The organism is Ruegeria sp. CL5, assembly GCF_056536485.1.
Genome location: NZ_JBQFPS010000005.1, coordinates 88983 through 108953, shown reverse-complemented (window position 1 = coordinate 108953; position 19971 = coordinate 88983). Strand labels below are relative to the sequence as shown.

The 19971-nt window shown below is 56.6% G+C and carries 20 protein-coding genes; 6 read left to right on the top strand and 14 right to left on the bottom strand.

The genetic code is table 11. The features are described 5' to 3' along the window. Window positions 1-12: 12 nt before the first annotated feature. From ACR0IU_RS10470 to ACR0IU_RS10440, 7 genes are read right to left on the bottom strand one after another with little or no spacing between them, the layout of a single operon-like run. Complete coding sequence (locus ACR0IU_RS10470) at window positions 13-993, bottom strand: GlxA family transcriptional regulator (protein ID WP_480716202.1); 981 nt, start codon at window positions 991-993, stop codon at window positions 13-15. A 9-nt stretch (window positions 994-1002) separates the two neighbouring features. Next, the gene (locus ACR0IU_RS10465; protein ID WP_480716201.1) at window positions 1003-1896 is read right to left on the bottom strand and encodes a homocysteine S-methyltransferase family protein; all 894 of its coding nucleotides are present in this window, start codon (window positions 1894-1896) and stop codon (window positions 1003-1005) included. Between the two features lie 12 nt (window positions 1897-1908). Further along, window positions 1909-2955, bottom strand: coding sequence for an alcohol dehydrogenase family protein (locus ACR0IU_RS10460; protein WP_480716200.1), 1047 nt, complete (start codon window positions 2953-2955; stop codon window positions 1909-1911). Window positions 2956-2979: 24 nt separating this feature from the next. Then, complete coding sequence (locus tag ACR0IU_RS10455) at window positions 2980-5427, bottom strand: GcvT family protein (RefSeq protein WP_480716199.1); 2448 nt, start codon at window positions 5425-5427, stop codon at window positions 2980-2982. A gap of 15 nt (window positions 5428-5442) precedes the next feature. After that, entirely contained in the window at window positions 5443-5823 is a 381-nt protein-coding gene (locus ACR0IU_RS10450; RefSeq protein ID WP_480716198.1) for a GFA family protein, read from the bottom strand. Window positions 5824-5827: 4 nt separating this feature from the next. Then, entirely contained in the window at window positions 5828-6451 is a 624-nt protein-coding gene (locus tag ACR0IU_RS10445) for a LysE family translocator (protein WP_170545202.1), read from the bottom strand. Next, window positions 6451-7020: a helix-turn-helix domain-containing protein gene (locus ACR0IU_RS10440; protein WP_010440848.1), complete on the bottom strand. Its 570-nt coding sequence runs from the start codon at window positions 7018-7020 to the stop codon at window positions 6451-6453. Before ACR0IU_RS10440 ends, ACR0IU_RS10445 begins: the two co-directional genes overlap by 1 nt. 117 nt (window positions 7021-7137) lie before the next feature. On the opposite strand from ACR0IU_RS10440, the gene ACR0IU_RS10435 reads away from it, so the two are divergent. Then, window positions 7138-7422, top strand: a complete 285-nt coding sequence (locus ACR0IU_RS10435) for a DUF1294 domain-containing protein (RefSeq protein ID WP_480716197.1) — start codon at window positions 7138-7140, stop codon at window positions 7420-7422. An 11-nt stretch (window positions 7423-7433) separates the two neighbouring features. On the opposite strand, the gene ACR0IU_RS10430 is transcribed toward ACR0IU_RS10435, so the two are convergent. Further along, window positions 7434-7886, bottom strand: a complete 453-nt coding sequence (locus ACR0IU_RS10430; RefSeq protein WP_480716196.1) for a GAF domain-containing protein — start codon at window positions 7884-7886, stop codon at window positions 7434-7436. A gap of 75 nt (window positions 7887-7961) precedes the next feature. Then, complete coding sequence (locus ACR0IU_RS10425; protein WP_170545206.1) at window positions 7962-9134, bottom strand: thiolase family protein; 1173 nt, start codon at window positions 9132-9134, stop codon at window positions 7962-7964. A gap of 102 nt (window positions 9135-9236) precedes the next feature. On the opposite strand from ACR0IU_RS10425, the gene ACR0IU_RS10420 reads away from it, so the two are divergent. From ACR0IU_RS10420 to ACR0IU_RS10410, 3 genes are all read left to right on the top strand, one after another. Beyond that, on the top strand, window positions 9237-9575 hold the full coding sequence (locus ACR0IU_RS10420; protein WP_170771531.1) for an STAS domain-containing protein: 339 nt from the start codon (window positions 9237-9239) through the stop codon (window positions 9573-9575). Between the two features lie 22 nt (window positions 9576-9597). Beyond that, window positions 9598-10047: an ATP-binding protein gene (locus ACR0IU_RS10415; RefSeq protein WP_480716195.1), complete on the top strand. Its 450-nt coding sequence runs from the start codon at window positions 9598-9600 to the stop codon at window positions 10045-10047. A 211-nt stretch (window positions 10048-10258) separates the two neighbouring features. Beyond that, on the top strand, window positions 10259-11836 hold the full coding sequence (locus ACR0IU_RS10410) for a gamma-glutamyltransferase family protein (RefSeq protein WP_480716194.1): 1578 nt from the start codon (window positions 10259-10261) through the stop codon (window positions 11834-11836). A gap of 24 nt (window positions 11837-11860) precedes the next feature. Here ACR0IU_RS10410 and hspQ read toward each other — a convergent pair whose 3' ends face one another. Next, window positions 11861-12187: a heat shock protein HspQ gene (hspQ, locus tag ACR0IU_RS10405; protein WP_010440833.1), complete on the bottom strand. Its 327-nt coding sequence runs from the start codon at window positions 12185-12187 to the stop codon at window positions 11861-11863. An 80-nt stretch (window positions 12188-12267) separates the two neighbouring features. On the opposite strand from hspQ, the gene ACR0IU_RS10400 reads away from it, so the two are divergent. Then, on the top strand, window positions 12268-13149 hold the full coding sequence (locus ACR0IU_RS10400; protein ID WP_480716193.1) for an AEC family transporter: 882 nt from the start codon (window positions 12268-12270) through the stop codon (window positions 13147-13149). A 60-nt stretch (window positions 13150-13209) separates the two neighbouring features. Next, complete coding sequence (locus ACR0IU_RS10395; protein WP_010440829.1) at window positions 13210-13791, top strand: transglycosylase SLT domain-containing protein; 582 nt, start codon at window positions 13210-13212, stop codon at window positions 13789-13791. A 10-nt stretch (window positions 13792-13801) separates the two neighbouring features. On the opposite strand, the gene ACR0IU_RS10390 is transcribed toward ACR0IU_RS10395, so the two are convergent. The 4 genes from ACR0IU_RS10390 to ACR0IU_RS10375 form a co-directional block, all read right to left on the bottom strand. After that, the gene (locus ACR0IU_RS10390) at window positions 13802-14398 is read right to left on the bottom strand and encodes a LolA family protein (protein ID WP_480716192.1); all 597 of its coding nucleotides are present in this window, start codon (window positions 14396-14398) and stop codon (window positions 13802-13804) included. Between the two features lie 39 nt (window positions 14399-14437). Beyond that, on the bottom strand, window positions 14438-17329 hold the full coding sequence (locus ACR0IU_RS10385; RefSeq protein WP_480716191.1) for a DNA translocase FtsK: 2892 nt from the start codon (window positions 17327-17329) through the stop codon (window positions 14438-14440). A gap of 14 nt (window positions 17330-17343) precedes the next feature. Next, window positions 17344-18525: an aminotransferase class I/II-fold pyridoxal phosphate-dependent enzyme gene (locus ACR0IU_RS10380; RefSeq protein ID WP_480716345.1), complete on the bottom strand. Its 1182-nt coding sequence runs from the start codon at window positions 18523-18525 to the stop codon at window positions 17344-17346. A gap of 108 nt (window positions 18526-18633) precedes the next feature. Continuing rightward, window positions 18634-19962 carry an amidase gene (locus ACR0IU_RS10375; RefSeq protein ID WP_480716190.1) on the bottom strand — a complete coding sequence of 443 codons (1329 nt, stop codon included), beginning with the start codon at window positions 19960-19962 and terminating at the stop codon, window positions 18634-18636. Between the last annotated feature and the right edge of the window lie 9 nt (window positions 19963-19971).

Genomic DNA, 19971 nt, shown 5'->3' with positions numbered 1-19971 from the left:
TAAATACAAAAATCACCGATATTCCGGGCGTCTTTTCTGGCGTCTCAGAACAAACGGCGTGATGCCGAAAAAACTTTTGTAGACGGATGAAAATCCGTTTGGAAAACCGCAAACCAGCCCGATTTCCCGCACGCTCATCGTCGTATTCAGAAGCAGGTTGTTAGCTTTGGCCAGTCGCATTTCCCGGTAGAACCCGTTCGGCGTAGTTCCGAAAATTGCTTTGAATTTTCGCTCAAGAGAGCGGTTCGATACGTGCAGCATGTCAACGATCTGTTTGATCGGCAGAGGTTCCTCGATGTTTGCCTGCATCAGCTTGATACACTGGTCCAGTTTCTCATCACCAGTGACCGTTGTCCGGGTGCCGGAAAAAGGTTGCATGGATGAAAAGTCACGGATGTTTTCATGCAGCATGATGTCGGCAACAGTCATCTTGGCCGCACCCGAGATATGCCGCCCGATCACCGCCAGCGCGATATCTGTGGTTGCCTCCATGCCAGCGCAAGTGACAACCGAACCTTGCTCAGTGGCGATAGATAGCTTGGCCTCAAACCGAGCACCACGTTCGCGCAGGAAAGAGGCATTTTCCCAATGGGTTGCCATATGATCAGCGCTATTTTCGTCGATGTACCGGCTTGCAGCTTCAGCCAACAAAAATACCTGGGCGCCCCGAAACGTATAATCGCGCACGACACGTCCCAGAGAAAGTTCGGGCTGATCCGGGTCTGAGTTTCCGATCACAAACAGATAATTCGCATTCGGTTGCGCCGGAACTGTGTCGGTCGATACTGTCGCTCCGCTGCTGCTTTCCACCGGCCCTCCTTGACGCGATCGATAAGTGAACGTGAACGGCGGGTGGGCACACACACGGTTCGCCAAGCGCAAAACCTCAACCAGCGAGGCCAGTTCGAGCAATACGAAACCCGACGCAACCAGAATGTCAAAATGGTACTGGACGCGATCCCGCTGTTGGTCAGATTTGGTCCGGACAGGCATCGAGGTCCCTCAGACGATTTTGTGTCCGGCCGCACGTAAATTCTCGGCGAGGGTTTTGATGTGTTCCGGCCCGACTTCGCAGCAACCACCAACTATCGTAGCGCCCTGCGCCACCCAACCCATCGCGTGCCGTGCATAGGCATCAGGGTCCAGGTCATGGCGGGTCTCCAAGGCATCAACGGTTGGGGCATCTTCCAGAAAGCCTTCTTTGATGCCTGTAAAGCCGTTGGCATAGGCCCCGTACGGGCGATCCAACATTGCGATGACATCCAAAGCCGCCGGAATCGCTTCGGGGCGTGAACAGTTGATCAGCACCGCCTCGGGTGCATAGCGCGTAACAAGAGGGGCAATGTCCGCCAGTGGTTCACCTGAACGCAGGCGGGTTCCGTCCTCGTCCATAACCGACAGGGCAAGCCAGACGGGTTTCCCACAGTTCTCGATTCCACGCAGCGCACCTTCGGCTTCCTGCACCGAGCATACTGTTTCGATCAGAAAAAAATCGACCCGGTCCGACATCATTGCAGCCAGCTCGGCGAATTTCGCGGCGGCATCTGCGGGGTCGGGGTTCAGATCGGGCCGATAGCTGGCCAATAACGGGCCAAGCGCGCCTGCGATTCGCCCGCTGGTGCCACAGCGCGCCAGTTCGGCCTGTGACAAGGCAGCGTCAATGAGATTGGGCATCTGATCTTCGATCCCCTCACGAACCAAACGTGAGCGGTGTATTGCGTAGGTGTTTGTCGTAGCGATCGTTGCACCGCTGCGGAAATAGGCGGCGTGAACCTCCGCCACAAGTTCGGGTTTGTCGATCATCACGCGTGTTGACCAAAGTGGCGTCGGCTTGTCACCGCTCAACTTCACCAACTCCTGCCCGATCGAACCATCCAAAAGCGTAATATCAGCCATTTATTCCCTCTTTCACGGCACCAGAACCAGCTTTCCGGGCAAAGTCTTGGACAGGAAATCCTCTTGCGCCTGAACAATGTCGCGCAACGAATAGGTCTTTGAGACCAAGGGCTTGATCTGACCTGCATTCATCAATGCAACAAGGCGGTCAAAAACGTCCGGTGGCTGATAGGTGCACCCATGGATCGTGATGTCGCGCAGATAGATATCCCGCAAATCCGCGCTGACAATGGGACCTGCGATCGCGCCAGCTACGGCATAGTGGCCGCCGGGTTTCAACGCAAGTATCAGATCTGGCCAAGCCGGACCTCCGACCACATCTATAACGACATCGAACATGTCTTCCGGCAAAGCCGCGTCGCGTTCAAAAGTCCCGATTGCGCCCTGTGACTTGACCACCTCAGATTTGGCGGCATTGCTAACGCCCCAGACCGTCGCCCCGCGCAGCGCTGCAAGCTGGACGGCGGCAAGGCCCACACCGCCCGACGCCCCTGTGATCAGCACTTTTTGACCTGCGATGACACCGGCACGAGTCAGCAGGCCTTCGGCCGTTCCAAAAGCACAGGGAATCGCGGCAATTTCAACGTCAGACAAAGGCGATTCAGTCACGTCGTACAGGTCATCACTTTCCATCAGACAATACTGAGAAAAGGCCCCGTCAATTTCTGAACCAAGCACGATAAAACCCTGTGGTCGGCCAGGAACCGGGCGCGGTAAATTGATCGGGCAAGTCACCCGCTGACCAGGCTTGAACGCCGCACCCGATCCAACCGCTTCGACAATTCCACAAAGATCGCCACCCTGGATCCGGGGAAAGTGCAGCGCACCTCCCCAACCGCCTGCTTCGACCTGCTGATCGACCGCATCCGTTGCACCCGTGACGTCCGAGGAATACCAGCCGATCCGCGTATTAATGTCAGTGTTGTTCACCCCGGCAGCGGCAACGCGGACCAGGACCTGCCCCGGATCAGGGTTTGGAACTGGGATATCGTCCCGCCATTCCAACACCTCGGGTCCACCGTGGCCATTCAGATATACGCCTTGCATCTGCCGGGTCATTTGCGTTCCTTTCTATATAGGTCGTCAGGCCCTCAACCGTTCATTCGAAGGATCCCAAAGCGGTTGGTCTTCCTGCACAACAGCACGGCATTTTTGACCGTAGATTTCAACCTCCAGCTCAGTTCCTGGCACGGCCTGATCTGCACGCACCATGCCCAGCGCGACGGAAGCACCAATGCGGTACCCCCACGCACCTGAGGTCGTTTCACCCACGATCTCATCGCCGCTCCAGATGCAGGACATGTAAGGCGCATCGACCTCGCCTGCGTCCACGATCAGAGTGACAAAGGATTTCTTGACGCCTTGCTGCTTTTCGTTCTGAATGGCCGCTTTGCCAACAAAATCCTGCGGCTTGTCGAGTTTGACAAAACGACCCAAACCACCTTCAAGCAAAGAGTAATCCGTGCTTAGGTCGCCCTTCCACGCGCGATAACCTTTCTCGATCCGCAAAGAGTTCAGCGCATACATGCCAAAGGGTTTGGCCCCGGCAGCCAGCACGGCTTCGTAGATGGCTGGCATCGCATCGTTTTCAGCGTGGATTTCCCAGCCCAACTCGCCTGCGAAAGAGACGCGGATCAGGAAGGCCTCCTGCCCGGCAACTTTGGCAAACTGATGGGTCAGCCAGCCTTGCTGCAGATCCGCATCCGTGATGCCGGACAACACATTCCGCGACATTGGCCCCGATACGATCAGCGTATCGCGCTCGGTAGTGGTTTCGCGAACAGTCACACCTTCGGGCACCGAATTCCGGATCAAATCCCCATCATGCCACTGCGCCGTCGCGGCGGTGATCAGGACGAAGTTGTTCTCAGCCAGACGGATACAGGACAATTCGGTCAGGATGCGCCCTCTTTCATCCGAGACATAGATCAGGTTCATGCGCCCGGCTTTGGGTATACCTCCGGTGCAGAAGCCACGCAGCCAGTCATCCGCGCCATCCCCTTGTATCCAAAACCGTGAGAACCCGGGCAGATCCAGCACGCCGCAGTGATCGCGCACGGCTTCGCATTCTTCTTTGACCCGCTTTTCCCATGGGCCTGAACGTCCCCAAGTATGAGTAGCCTCCAGAGAGGTGTCGTCGCCGGGTTGCGCGAACCAGTTGGCGCGTTCCCAGCCGTTATAGGCCCCCATGACGCCGCCCAGTTCCTTGACCTTGGCGTGCACGGGTGAAACCTTCTTGTCGCGCGCAGCGGGCCATTCGTGATGAGGGAAGTGCATGGCGTATTCGTTGCCATAGACTTCCATGCCTTTCTGGTTGCAGTAATCCTGATCGGTGTAGTCGGTGTAACGACGTGGATCGACGGCCCACATGTCCCATTCGGTGTGACCATCGACGATCCATTCGGCCAGCACCTTGCCAGCGCCGCCACCTTGGGCGATGCCAAAGGTGAAGGTATGAGCCTCGAACGCGTTTGTCACACCCGGCATCGGGCCGATCAGCGGCAAGCCATCCGGCGCATAGGGGATCGGGCCATTGATGACACGACCAACGCCCGAAGTGGCCATCAGCGGCACCCGCTCCATCGCATCTGTGACGATATCTTCGATGCGGTCCAGATCGTCGTTCCACAATTGGAAGCTGAAATCCTCGGGCATCGGATCATCCTCGGTCATCCAGTGACCCTTACAGTTGGGTTCGTAAGGTCCGAGGTTAAAGCCGTTCTTTTCCTGCCGCAGATAGTAGGAAATATCCACATCGCGCAGCAGCGGCAGCTTGCCGCCACTTTCTTTCGACCACGCCTCAATCTCGGGGATTTCGTCGGTCAACAGGTACTGGTGGCTCATTACCATTGCCGGGACGGTGCGGCCGCCAAAGGGTTTGAACCATTCCCCTACGCGCTGGGCATAGTAACCGGCAGCGTTCACCACATAGTCACAGACAATGTCACCTTTTTCGGTGTGCACGGTCCAAGTTCCGTCATCATGCTGGGTCACGCCGGTGGCGGGGCAGAAGCGGATGATCTTCTGCCCCATATCGCGTGCGCCTTTGGCCAGCGCCTGGGTCAGCTGTGCCGGATCGATGTCGCCATCGGTCGGGTCATAGAGCACGCCTTCAAGATCATGAGTCTCAAGGAAGGGATAGCGTTCCTTGGCCTCCTCCGGCGTCCACATCTCCATCGGGATACCCTGATAGCGGCCCATGGACATGGCGCGCTCGAATTCCTGCATCCGTTCCTTGCTGTGCGCCAGTCGGATCGACCCAGAAACGTGGTAGTTCATCGGATAGTCGACCTCGTCCGCAAGGCGCGAATACAGCTCGGTCGAGTAGCGCTGCATGTTCATGATCGCCCACGAAGTGGAAAACGTCGGCACGTTGCCTGCAGCGTGCCATGTAGAGCCTGCGGTCAGTTCATTCTTTTCCAGCAGCACACAATCCGTCCAGCCCTTCTTGGCCAGATGATACAGCGATGAGCAGCCGACAACGCCACCGCCGATGATGACCACTCGGGCCTTGGTTGGAAAATCACTCATGTGTTTGGTTCCCTATTAGTGAGCCCGCTGGGGCAGGTCGTCTTTGATGTCATAGTAATCGCCCTTGTCCGCCACGAAGATGTGCTGGGCGAGTTTCAACCCGGTCGGCTCATCCAAAGAGCCCACGGAAATTGCGATCGTGTCCTCGTAATTGTGCTGCCAGAAGAGGAACGAGCCACAAGCGCGGCAGAAACCGCGCTTGGCAATGTCAGAGGCGCGATACCAGCCCAGCGTTTCGCTGGCGGTAAAGCTGAGATTGTCCTGATGCGTGACGGTCGAGGCCCACAAATGCCCCGACTGTTTGCGGCACTGCCCGCAATGGCAGGCATTTGGTGGCGTGAGGTCTCCGTCAACAGCAAAAGCGACCGCGCCGCAAAGGCAGGAACCGGTATGCATGTCTTTATCCCCTCGCTGTCGGCGTAGAGCTGGCCCCCAGCAAAACGCCATAGATGATGAAACAGGTCGCCATCACGCGGCGTACCCAGATATTGAACACCGCCCCCAGTGCGGCCTTGCCCATCAGTGCCCCCAGCAAGGTGAACCCGGTATAGCTGAGTGTCGTGATGACCAGTGCCGTCGGCATGATCACAGCCATCTGCTGCCAGATGGGTACATCCGGCTGCACAAACTGCGAAAACGCCGCAAGGTATCCGGCGATGCTTTTGGGGTTGATCGTGGCGACGGCCAACGCGTGAAAGTAAACATGCCGCGCCGGACGCTCAGAAGCTGGAGCAGGCTTCGCAGCGTTCATCCAACCGCGAACGCCCATCCAGATCAGAAACCCGGCCCCGATCAACTTGGCGATAAAGAACCCCATTGGCGATGCGGCAATCAACGCAGTAATCCCCACTGCCGAGAGGATCAGGAACGCGCTTGCCTGTGTCAGAATGGCGAGTACGCCCAGCATAGCTTTGGTTAATGGCAGGCTCATACCATTTGAGATGCAGTTGACCGCATTCGGCCCCGGAGTGGTCACAAACACCACCCAGAACAGAGCGAATATGGTCCAGGCTTCAAAACTCATCAGTACACCGGAGGCGCTATGACCCAGATGGCCACCGCGGGTTCGTCAAAGGGGTTGGACCATGTGTAGGGTTCGTGCTTGATCCGGAAGCTGTCACCAGGACCAACCTGAAAACTGCGCGTACCAATCGTCAGTTCCAGACGGCCTGACACCATATAGCCGACTTCCTGTGTCGGCCGGTTTGCTGGCGTCTGCATCTGCGAATGCGGCTCGAATGTTGAATGCACCATCTCGAAATCGTCGGTCAGGTCAGGCGAAAGCAATTCTTCAATCAGACCTTCTTCACCCGAGCCCATCGGACGACGTGATCCGGCCCGCACGACATATCCTTGCTCATCCGCTGGGGCTGCAGAATGAGCAAACAGCATCGACATCGGCACGCCTAAACACTCGGCAATCTGTCGTAGATCCGAGATTGAAGGCTCGGACATGTCTCTTTCGACCTGGCTGAGCCAGCCTACGGACCGATCCAATCGATTAGCGATTTCAGTCAGCGTCAACCCGCGCGCCTTACGCAGCGCGCGCAGGTCGGCACCGAGTGTTGCGCTGTGGGGGGCCTGAGAGTTCAATTTGCGCTCCGAGTTAGCGTGAAATTTTTTCTTACTTTTTCACGGTGCCTCGAATCGGTGAAATTTCCAAGCATTTTTTCACTTGGGTCCGCAAAAATAGTTGGCTATGCACGGTCCATGTGGATTGCCGTAATCTATCTTTGGGCCATTAACGCCCTAACCATATTGATCTTTGGTTGGGACAAGTTGCGTGCACGCCGCAGAAAGCGGCGCATTCCTGAGCGGCGCTTGTTGTGGTTGGCAGCTTTGGGCGGCAGTTTCGCCGCGCTATTGGGGCGCTGGATCTTCGGGCACAAGACTCGCAAGCGCGGATTCTCGACGTGGCTTTATGCCATTGCCGCGTGTCAGGTCGGGCTTTGTTACCAGATCATTTCCCGCGATCTCGGGGCATTTTTGCGATAGGACGGAACCCTCTAACGCGCGAAGACATCCGCCAGGATAGCGCCAAGTGCGGTCGCATCATCTTCGGTAAACGCATCGGGCTGGTCGCTATCGATATCGAAAACTGCGATCACTTTTCCATTCGCGTCCCGCACGGGCAGAACCAACTCGGACCTTGTGGATGACGCACAGGCGATATGGCCTGGAAACGCGTCGACATCCGCGACCAGTTGCACCTGTCCCGTTCGGGCAGCCGCACCACAAACGCCGCGCTCAAACGGAATCACAAGGCAGCCGTGCCCACCTTGATAGGGTCCGATTTTCAACACCTCGGGCTCGGTCACGCGATAAAACCCTGTCCAGTCGAAACGGTCGTCAGAGTGATGCACTTCGCATGCCACCGTGGCCATCAGCGCAACCTCGTCGGTTTCACCCTCGGTCAAGGCGGCAATGGTATTGGCGAGTGTTTCGTAGTCGGCTTTCATGTTGATAGACCTTGCATGCGGGAAACTGCGGGCGCTGCCGCCAATTCCCCGGAGTATTTGCAAAAAGTCAAAGCGTCAAACGCGTTCTATTGCTATGGCCGTCCCTTCTCCGCCACCGATGCAGATTGCCGCGACACCGCGCTTGAGGTCCCGTTTTTCCAACGCGTTGAGCAGCGTGACCATGATCCGGGCCCCGGAGGCGCCAATCGGATGACCAAGCGCACATGCGCCGCCATTCACGTTTACGATCTCACGGGACAAGCCCATTTCGTGCATGAAGGCCATGGGCACAACAGCGAAGGCTTCGTTGACTTCCCACAGATCGACATCCTCTTTCTTCCAACCGATACGATCCAACAATTTCTGCGCGGCAGGGACCGGAGCAGTTGTGAACAACCCCGGCGCTTGAGCATGGCTGGCGTGACCAAGGATTCGCGCACGCACGGTCAGGTTCTGCTTTTCCGCCGCCTCAGCCGAAGCAAGCACAAGGGCGGCTGCACCATCCGAGATCGAAGAAGAATTGGCCGCCGTTACCGTTCCATCCTTGCGAAAGGCTGGTTTCAGCGTGGGTATCTTCTCGGGCCGCGCCGACTGTGGTTGCTCATCTGCATCCAGCACGACCTCTCCCTTGCGGGTTTGAATCGAGACCGAGGTAATCTCTTGATCAAAGGCATTATTTTCCTGCGCTGACAGAGCGTTCGAAAGCGATCGCAGAGCATATTCGTCCTGCGCCTCGCGCGTGAACTGGTAGGATTCGGCGCAGTCTTCGGCGAAAGTGCCCATGAGGCGGCCTTTGTCATAGGCGTCCTCAAGCCCGTCCAGAAACATGTGATCAACCACCTGCCCGTGCCCGATCCGTGCCCCGCCGCGCATCTTGGGCAGAAGGTAGGGTGCATTAGTCATGCTCTCCATCCCGCCAGCGACCATTGTCTGAGTATGGCCCAAAGCGATCTGGTCAAACGCAATCATTGCGGCCTTCATGCCGGAGCCACACATTTTGTTAAGCGTTGTGGCGGGCACCTCTTCACCCAACCCTGCCGCAAATCCCGCTTGGCGCGCAGGGGCTTGGCCCTGACCCGCTGGAAGGACGCAGCCCATAAGCACTTCGTCAACGGTCTCAGCCCCTGCACCTTTCAACGCGGAACGGATTGCAGCACCACCCAAATCCGCAGCAGTGACGCCGTCAAACATTCCCTGAAATCCACCCATTGGCGTGCGTGCGGCCCCCGCGATCACAACTTCGTTCATCCGGAATCTCCTTCGTGCTTTCCCGACCATGGATACCGAATGGTAAGAATTACCGTCTAGCGTATTTCTACGATCAAATTGCAATACGAAGGGCGGTTGACCATGGGGCTCAGCAGCGACACGACCGGCGAGACACAAGTAATATCCGTTCACTGCGACCGCATAGATGCCGCAATGGCGATTCAATTCAAAGAAGACATGCGGGCAGAAACACAAACCGGTGCGAAACGAATTGTCCTGGATTTGTCATCGGTAGAATTCATAGACTCCAGTGGCCTGGGGGCCATTGTCGCCTCAATGAAACAACTGGGCGACGGACGACGCCTGGACTTGGCAGAACCGCGCCCGATTGTTCAAAAAGTGTTTCGTCTTACGCGTATGGACACCGTTTTCAGGTTGTTCGCTTCGCTGGATGAAGCGATATGCGCAGAGGCGGATTGACGACCGGCAGGAGTAAATCGCCGTGGGCGCCAATTGCAAACAAGATTGTCTCAATTTGAGCTTTCCTGCAACTCAGGTTCAGGCCTCCGAAGGGATAGCTATTTTAAGTGCTCGACTGACAAAACACGGCTTGCCAGAAAGTAAAGCTGACGATGTTAGAATTGCGCTCACCGAAGCCATAAACAATGTGGTTGAACACGCCTATGCCGAGATCTCCCCGACTGACATTAGAATTGATTGCTCTTTGTGCGCAAAAGAACTGATAGTCCAAATTTTTGACTCCGGCGATCCAATGCCCGGTTTGCGTGTGCCAAGCAGCCAACCGGCATCCGTCGACACAGATTTGGAAAACCTTCCTGAAGGCGGCTTTGGCTGGTACCTGATTCACCGACTTAGCAGCGACATTCAGTATGAGCGCAAAGACGGAGTTAATCTGCTCTACCTTCGCTTCAACTTTGACACGCCACACTGATCGGCACCAAATGGCCACAATAACGCCCAGATCGAACCATTGTCGCGCCGCAAACAAAGATCATAAACAAGGGGTAGCTCAGATAGCTTCCCTCGGCGCCTAGCGTCACAGCCCCCACCCAGTGAACGGCGCCGAGGAACCTCCTTCCTGAAATTGTTGGACAATTTTATCCCAAGCCCTAACCTCGGCCTGATTACGGAAGAGGTACGCTATGCGCGATTTGCACAAGCCCGGACGGTCTGAAGTTCTGGCAACCGAAGGAATGTGTGCCACATCACATCCACTGGCCGCAAAAACAGCTTTGGACATTCTTGAACAAGGTGGCAATGCGATGGATGCCGCCATTGCGGGTGCTGTGCTTTTGGGCATTTGCGAGCCACAGATGACCGGCTTGGGTGGCGATTGTTTTGTTCTGTATAACCGCGCAGGTGAGAACACCGTGCGCGCACTAAACGGCTCAGGTCGTGCCGCAGCGGATGCTGATGCAGGGGCATTGCGTGATCGCGGACTAAACTCCGTCCCTCTGACCAGCCCAGATGCGGTGACTATTCCTGGCGCTGTTGAGGCCTTTTGCCGATTGGCACAATCGGAGGGGCGATTGGGGCTGGAAGCGATTCTGCGACCGGCCATCCACTATGCTGAAATTGGCGTACCAGTTGCGCCGCGCGTAGCGTTTGATTGGCAAAACAGCGCCGCGACCCTGCAAGGTGCCGCACGGGATCACTATCTGAAGGATGGCAAACCCCTGCAAACCGGTCAGATTTTTCGGGCACCGGGCCAGGCAGAGGTACTGCGCCGTGTGGCACGACACGGGCATGACGCGTTTTATAACGGTGAGATTGCCGAAGACATGCTGGCGGTCTTGTCCGAACTTGGAGGCACACACACAGCACAAGATTTCGCAGCGGTTCAGAGTGACGAAGCGTCGACTGTTCGTGGAGATTACGCAGGTGTCGATCTGTACGAACATCCTCCAAACGGTCAGGGCGCCACCGCAATCCTTTTGCTAAACATCCTGAAACATTTTGATTTGGCAGCACTCGACCCATTGGGGGCCGAGCGGTTGCATATTGAGGCCGAGGCCACCAAGTTGGCCTATGACGCCCGCAACCGGTTCATTGCCGACCCCGATCATAGCAGCCGGATGGCGCATTTCCTTGCCCCAGAAACCGCTGCAAGCCTGGCTGCCCTCATAGACCCGAAACACGCTATGCCCGCAGCCGCCCCTCTGACTGAATCCGTGCATAAGGACACCGTCTATATCACGGTTGTAGATCGGGATCGCATGGCGGTTTCGCTGATCTATTCGATCTACCATGGGTTCGGCTCGGGCATTGCTTCCGAGAAGTTCGGAATATTGCTGCAGAACAGGGGGGCCGGGTTTAATCTTGAACCTGGACATCCGAATGAGTTGGCAGGTGGGAAGCGTCCTATGCACACCATCATTCCCGGTCTTTTGCGTGAAAATGGCCGGATAACGATGCCCTTTGGCGTCATGGGTGGTGCCTATCAACCGACCGGCCATGCCCGGCTTGTATCAAACTTGACGGATTTCAAGATGGAGATGCAGCAGGCCATAGACACCCCCCGCGCGTTTGCGGATGGAGGTGTATTAAAAATGGAACGCGGCTATTCTGACCCAATCAAACAACAATTATCCGATATGGGGCACATCATTGAAGTTTTGGAAACACCCCTTGGGGGCGCGCAAGCCATTCGAATCTGTGACACAGGCATCTTGATAGGGGCAAGTGACCCGCGTAAAGACGGCTGCGCTCTTGGATACTAAGCACTTACAATACAGCTACGGAATTCAGTTCAACTGAAAATGTAACGGGTATGATCCGTCCTGAAACGGGCCGAACATATTGGGGATGTCGGGGTGATCAACGGGCTCACCAGATTGGTCTTCGATCAGATTTTGTTCTGAAACATAAGCCACATAGAAGGATTGGTCGTTTTCAGCTAGCAGGTGATAGAACGGCTGATCTTTCAGAGGGCGGCTATCTTCGGGGATGGCCTGATACCATTCTTCTGAATTCGAAAATTCCGGATCGACATCAAAAATTACCCCTCGAAAAGGGTGTCTTTTATGTCGAACCACCTGTCCCAGGCGGTACTTGGCTTGTGTCTTTAACATTGTTTCGGCCCCCAAAGAGGTTACTACCTCTTTTCGGGCGGAAAAGCCAATCATTGAGTGGAAATTCGGGGAAACAGTCTGTGCACCTACTACTGAGAGTGTTCGAAATCGTGGCCCCTGTGTTCCTTTTGGCTGGGATCGGGTTCGCATGGGTTAGGCTTGGATTTGAGTATCGGCTACAGTTTGTAACGCGTCTTGCGGTCACACTTGCGGTGCCCAGTCTGATTTTTGTCGCCCTGATGCAGACCAATATTCCCGGTGGGGATCTGACCCGGTTCACCATTGCGGCAATTGCGGCCCATATCGCGCTGGCAGCAGTGTTTTGGGCCTTTGTGCGATTGACCAGAATGGAGCAACGCACTTATCTGGCACCGCTTATCTTTGGAAATACCGGCAATCTTGGGCTACCGCTTTGCATATTTGCATTTGGTCAGGCAGGATTGGGTTATGCGGTGATCTTTTTGGCAGTGACCGCTCTGTTCTCATTCACCTACGGTATCTATCTGGTTGCCGGGTGCGGAGCATTTGGGAAGGTTCTGCGCGAACCCATGGTTTGGGCCACGTTGCTGGGGGCCTTATTTCTTTGGCGCGGGTGGCAAACACCTCTGTTTCTGACCAACACGCTGGAATTGCTGGGCCAGATGGCAATTCCGATGATGCTGATTACACTTGGCGTAGCGATTGCCCGACTGACAACCCAAAAACTGCAACAGGCGATTTGGCTTTCTTTGCTCAAGCTTTCTGTGTGCTTCGGGCTTGGTTGGGCTTTTGCCGCCGGTTTTGGGTTGGGGCCTGTGGCCTTTGGAGTGTTGGTCCTGCAGATGTGCACACCAGTCGCCGTGACATCATACCTGCTGGCGGAAAGGTTCGAGGCTGATTCCGACGCCGTTGCCGGCATGGTTATGGTCTCGACGATGTTGTCTGTTGCAGCACTACCTCTAATTCTCGCTATTATTCTGTAACGATTGTGATTTCCAAAATGCTCAATCTGCGCTAGAATAAAGAAAAAAGGCACGAGGCACATGAGCAGATTTCTTTTCGTACTCTTCGGGGTGCTGCTTTTGGCATCCTGTGGTGGCGGGTCGAAGCAGCCGCCAAGCAGATTGAATGACGCGTGCAGCATTGCGCGCGAAAAGCCCGACTATATAAAGGCCTTCAAAAGCACCGAGCGCAAATGGGGCGTTCCGGTCCACGTTCAGATGGCAACGATTTACCAGGAAAGTCGGTATAGGCACGACGCACGCACGCCGCACAAATATGTGCTGGGTGTTATTCCGATGGGTCGTCAAAGCAGCGCCTACGGTTATGGCCAGGCGCTTGATGGCACGTGGGAGCAGTATCAGCGTGAAACCGGTAAACGCCGCGCCAAGCGGGATCGTATTCGCGATGCGTCAGATTTCATCGGCTGGTACATGAACAAAAGTTATGAGCGGAACGGCATCCACCCCAGCGACACACGCAACCAGTATCTGGCCTATCATGAAGGTCATACGGGTTACGCGCGCGGCAGCTACAACAGCAAGTCATGGCTGTTGAATGTGGCGAGTGATGTGGATGCCCGCGCAGAGCTGTATCAGGCCCAGTTGGCGAATTGCCGATATTGAACCTGTCGGGTCAGCGATCGCTTGACCCGATTCTGGCCTGGTTAGAAAACACATTTGAATCGAGGGTCCCACCCTCGGTCAGAGGCCCAAGCAGAACGGTCGTCTGACTGCCTGCGTTGTCGTGTATCACCCATTTGCGCAGCTCAACCGGATCGGAAGTAAACATCAGTTCGATCCGGCCGCTTTCAGGGTTCTTGGGGTCCTGAGCCGTGACAATCGTAGCTGTTCCGTCAAAGTCGTGACCCACGACCATGTTGGCTTGTGCAAGATTGACATTGCGCGCCAAGACCAGAGACAGCGGGGTACGTTTCAAAGGGTACTGCTCGGGCGGTTGGTTCGATTTGGGGTCGAATATCTGCACCGTTCCGGCCCGTGCTAAAACCACCGCGTCATTTGGCGGATCATATTCAAACCGCATCTTGCCCGGGCGCTGCAACCACAGCTTTCCGGCGCTCAACGAGCCATCATCATTTACTTGCGTGAAGGTGGTCTGAACCGTTTTCAACTGATTCAGATAGTTAGAGATCTGCGACAGCGGCAGCTTGTCCGCCGCCCATGCGGCAGGTGCGGCCAGTGTCAGAGCAAGGGCAAAAGCAATCTGTTTCATACGCCCCAGATAAGCGTTCTGCCCTTGTTATTAAATATCCTATTGCTCGGGGACGAGGATTTCACGTTTGCCCACGTGATTTGCCCCGGAAACAACGCCTTCGTCTTCCATCTGCTCAACAAGCCGCGCCGCTTTGTTATAGCCAATGGCGAGTTTCCGCTGAATGTACGAGGTTGAACATTTGCGATCCTTGATCACAATCGCCACCGCCTGATCATAAAGGGCGTCTTCTCCGTTGGTGTTACCACCGGTATTCAAGCCCAGAACGGCGTCGATATTGTCAGCCTTTTCCTCGGCCGGGCCATCGACTACGCCGCTCATGTAATCCGGCGGACCGAACTGTTTCAGGTGATTGACGATCTCCTCGACCTCTTCATCTGAGACAAACGGACCGTGGCAACGGGTAATCTTGGCGCCGCCCGCCATATACAACATATCGCCCTGCCCCAGCAGCTGTTCGGCCCCCATCTCGCCCAGAATGGTGCGACTGTCGACCTTCGAAGTTACCTGGAATGAAATCCGTGTCGGGAAGTTCGCTTTGATCGTGCCGGTGATCACATCGACCGAGGGGCGTTGCGTAGCCATGATCAAGTGAATACCTGAGGCACGCGCCATCTGTGCCAGACGTTGGATGCAGGCCTCAATCTCTTTACCTGCGACCATCATCAGGTCGGCCATCTCGTCAACGATGACGACAATATAGGGCATCGCTTCGGGCGCGAATTCCTCGGTCTCGAACATCGGCTCACCGGTTTCATCGTCGAACCCGGTCTGAACCGTACGGCTGAACATCTCTCCCTTGGCCAGCGCGTCCTTCACGCGGCCATTGTAGCCCGCGATGTTGCGAACGCCCATCTTGGACATCTTGCGATAGCGATCCTCCATCTCGCCCACGACCCATTTCAGGGCCACGACGGCCTTTTTCGGGTCGGTCACAACGGGTGAGAGCAGATGCGGGATGCCGTCATAAACGGACAGTTCCAACATCTTGGGGTCGATCATGATCAGGCGGCATTCATCCGGCGTCAGCTTATAGAGCAGCGACAGGATCATCGTGTTGATCGCCACCGACTTACCGGAACCGGTTGTACCAGCAATCAGTAGATGAGGCATCTTTGCGAGGTTCGCTACGACGGACTCACCGCCGATATCCTTACCTAACGCCAGTGGCAGGGCGTGATTGCCATCACCGAAATCACGGCTGGCGAGAATTTCGCGCAGCACCACCATCTCACGGTTTTCATTCGGCAATTCGATCCCGATCACCGAACGCCCCGGCAGAGTCGACACCCGCGCCGACAGGGCCGACATCGAGCGCGCGATATCGTCCGCCAAACCAATCACACGGCTGGCTTTCAGGCCCGGAGCCGGTTCAAGTTCGTACATTGTGACCACGGGGCCGGGGCGGACGCTGACAATCTCGCCCTTGACGCCATAGTCATCCAGCACGTTTTCCAACATCCGAGCATTTTCCTCCAGCGCCTCATCACTCAGGTGATGACGCTGAATGCTGGCCGGGTTTGACAACAAGCCCAGCGGTGGCAGTTCGAAATCGGAATGCCGCTCCTCAAATGAAAGTGTCGGCTGCGCCTCGGCCTGCGCCCTGCGCGAAGGCGGGGGCGCGCGGCGGACCGGTTGAGCCACTACGGGCTTACGCGGTTCAGCCACCGGTATCTTAACCGCCTGCCGTGGTTGCGGCGCCTGTTCAGGGGCATCCTCAAACACTGCCTCGTCTTCATAGTCCGGTTCGGCCACAAAATCAGCCTGAGCCAAATAAGACGCCTCAGAACCAGCAGTCATCGGTGGTTCGGGGGGCAAACCGGCAGATGTCATCGGAGGCTCAGGTGGCAATTCATCTGCCACGCCAGAGTTCAATATCAGCGGATCCGGGCCCCTACCACGCCCTTTGGTCAATGGCAGGCTCGGATCAGGTTCAGGCGTCAACTCCCCTGCTGCGACCTTACGATTGCGTACCGCAGCCGAAATCTTGGACCGAATACGATCCTCGCCGGGCATATCGTAATAGCCTTCGACAGCGACGGTCTCGATCAACTCGGGTTCGGGCATCGGTTCGGGGCGGCGGATCAGCGATGGCATCCGCGCCAGAAGACCTGTCTTAGCTGCGGGCTCCTGAATTTCAGGCTCAGGGTCTTCAAAAACAGGTTCTGCATAGGCCAGATCATCATCAAAATCCGCCTGCACCGCTACTGCGCGTTCTGCTTTACGCTCGGCCCACTGCGCTTTTCGATCGCGCGCGACCTGCGCGGTCGCGGTCGCCCCTCGGCCCAGCGCATTCATCAGCAAGTCATAAGCCATGACCAGCCCCAACAAGAAGGCCCGGAAACCATTGCGCACATCGACTTTGGTAAAACCCAACACGAAAACGCCCAGCGCCAGCATCCCAACCGCCATCGCGAGCGACATCAGCTTGACAAGAAAATGGGAAGAGATCGGCAACAGCGTCAACAAAGCGCCCATCACCGTGTCGCCAAACAGACCGCCCAGCCCATAGCTATGCGTAGCCCGCCACTCAGCCCCCGGCACCAGCGTCGCTGCGTATACGGCCAGAACTGCAATCCAGATCGGAGCAAAAATCAAACGGGCAATGGCGCGATCTTCGCCAAAATGACCCGCAAAGCGCACGCCCCAGGTGACCAATACCAGCGCGACACCCAGGCTGCCCCACCCCACGATCATGAACAACGGTGCTGCGATCGAGGCCCCGATGCGCCCCATCCAATTCTGCACAGGTGCGTCGGTTGAGACCATCCAGTTCGGATCGTCAGGCGTATAGGACCATACCATCGCGGCGGCTGCGAGCCCCAACAAGATCAGAGCAATCCCGATCAGTTCCTTACTGCGCCGTTCGATGGCGGCTTGCGTGGTGCTGTCCAGCAGCGGATCACGGTTACGCGCGTTCAATGATGCCATTTTGCCCTCGTACCTCACGAATAGATGCAGTCGCGGAGCGTGATCAGCCCGCGCTTCATCTCTGTTTTTGGAGCCACCATAGCGACCCTGATAAATTGCTCGCCCGGGTTTTGCCCCGGATCACCTTGGGAAAGATATGCGCCCGGCAGAACCCGAACGCCGGTTTCCTGCCAAAGCTTCAATGCGGTTTCTTCGCCGTTTTCGACCGGCAGCCACAGGAAAAACCCGGCCTCAGGCGGCATGTAACCCTGCACACCTGCAAAGACCTCATCCGCGATGGCGTATTTCTCCTGATAGAGAGCGCGGTTCTCTTGCACATGCACCTCATCGGCCCAGACTTTGGCAGCGGCGGCCTGCAACGGTGCAGGCAAGGGGGCACCTGCATAGCTGCGCAACAGCTTGACCTGTTTTATTGTCTCAGGCCCACCCGCGATAAGCCCGGACCGCAATCCGGCCAGATTTGATCGCTTGGACAGTGAGTTGAACAGAGTAACCCGCTCGGGATCAGCACCCAGCTCCTGTGCAACGGTCAGCGCACCGACCGGAGCGGTGTCGCGGTAGATCTCGGAGTAACACTCATCGGCAAAGATGCGAAAATCGTATTTCTCGGCCAATTGGATCAGTTCAGCCCAATAGTCTCGCGATGCGACCGCCCCCTGAGGGTTCGCGGGTGAACAGATATAGGCGACGGCCGTGCGATTCAGCACCTCTTCGGGCAAACTGGTGTAGTCCGGCAAATGGCTGGTCGCAGCGGTTGCGGACACAAAATAGGGCTGCGCTCCGACCGAGATCGAGGCGACCATATAGACCTGATAAAATGGGTTAGGGCACAGAATGATCGGCTGCTGGCCGTTCTTCTGTTCAGGGCACAGTGCCATCGCGGCATTGTACAACCCCTCGCGGGTGCCGTTCAGAGCCATCACATTGGTATCTGCATCCATCGACACGCCATAGCGGCGGTTGACCCAGTCAGCGATTGCAGCGCGCAATTCGGGCGAGCCCTCGTTTGGCGGATAGCCTTGAAATCCGGCGGCGTTTTCCATGATCACGTCGGTTACCCAGGGCGGGAAATCGTGCTTGGGCTCGCCAATGGTCATGTGAACGATATCGCCACCCGGTTGATGATGATCCAACAGGGCGCGCAGACGCGGGAATGCATATTCCGGTAGGTTCGAAAACCGCTCGGGGTAATTCATCATACTGCCTCAATATCGGGGTCATTTTGCGCCCCGTTTCTTGGCAGATTACAGATCGACCCGGGTCTCGTCCAGACAAAGAGGTTCCGAATCAGGGGATTGTGGCATTCAGGTCAAAGCACCTTCGGCGGCTGATCCGAGCCGTAACAGGGCCTCTTCCGACCCCGGATAGCCCAGCATCATCAGCCCGCAACCGGGTGTTCCCGTGGGCAATGTCAGCGCCGCAAGTCCCATCAGATTTCCAATCCTTGTGTTTCGGAGGGCAAGAAGATTCTCGGTGACATAGTAGTCATGGTCATTCATCAGCCGGTCCAGATTAGGCGGCAAGATCGGTGCGGTCGGCGCAAGCACCGCGTCAAACCCGGCGGTCGCCGCGTCCCAGGCCTGACGGCAGGCAGTCAGCATTGACCAGGCAGCCACGTAATCCGGGCCGGTATATGCTTTGCCCATGCGGAACCGTTCCAGGATTTCGGGATACATCGCTTCAGGGTTCGCTTCGATAACGTCGCGCCACAGACCGTAGGCTTCGGTCGTATAAAGCACACCTGACAGTCCCATCGCATCGTTCAACTCAGGCACTTCAAGCGGAACAATCTCGGCCCCGGCCTCTTTCAGACGCACTAGCGCCTCATAATAGGCCTTGGCAGGCGCCTCGCGCAGATCATCTTTGGCCACGTTCTGCAAATCAGCAAAGCGGCGACCTTTCAAAGAGGCCCCGCGCAGATCAGCCGGGGCTGTGCCCTCCAGCGTAGCCAGCATATGAGCGGCATCCTCAACAGACCTTGTCAAAGGCCCAACCGTATCGAATTTCAGGCAAAGCGGTACGACGCCTTCGAGGCTAACGCGCCCCGCCGTGGTTTTGAGCCCCACAAGATCGTTCCATGCAGAAGGAATGCGCACCGATCCGCCTGTGTCTGATCCGATACCGCCAGCTGCAAGACCCCATGCTACCGAGGCCCCTGCCCCTGAGGATGAACCTCCGGGTACGGCCTCTTCGTCATTCACACACGGAGGTGTGGCCGTCACAGGGTTGAGGCCCAAACCCGAGAACGCCAATTCGCTCATGTGGGTTTTACCCAGACAGACCGTGCCCATAACGGTCGCGTTCCGTACCACCTGCGCATCAGATTCGGGCACGCGGCCCTTTAGCAAGGCCGAACCTGCCTCGGTTCCGACGCCTGCCGTGTCAAACAGGTCTTTCCAGCTGATTGGAACCCCATCCAGCAATGATCGACGCAGGCCAAGTTTGACGCGCTCTTGCGCTGCTTGTGCCTCGGCGCGGGCGCGGTCGTGGGTAACACAGGCGTAAATGCGATCGCGATGTGGATGGGCGTCAATCGCGCTCAGATATGTTTCGGTCAGTTCAACCGGATCGATCTGCCCCATTCCGATACCACGGCCCAAATCACATGCCGTCATGGTCAGCCAGTCTTGCATCCGGTCACC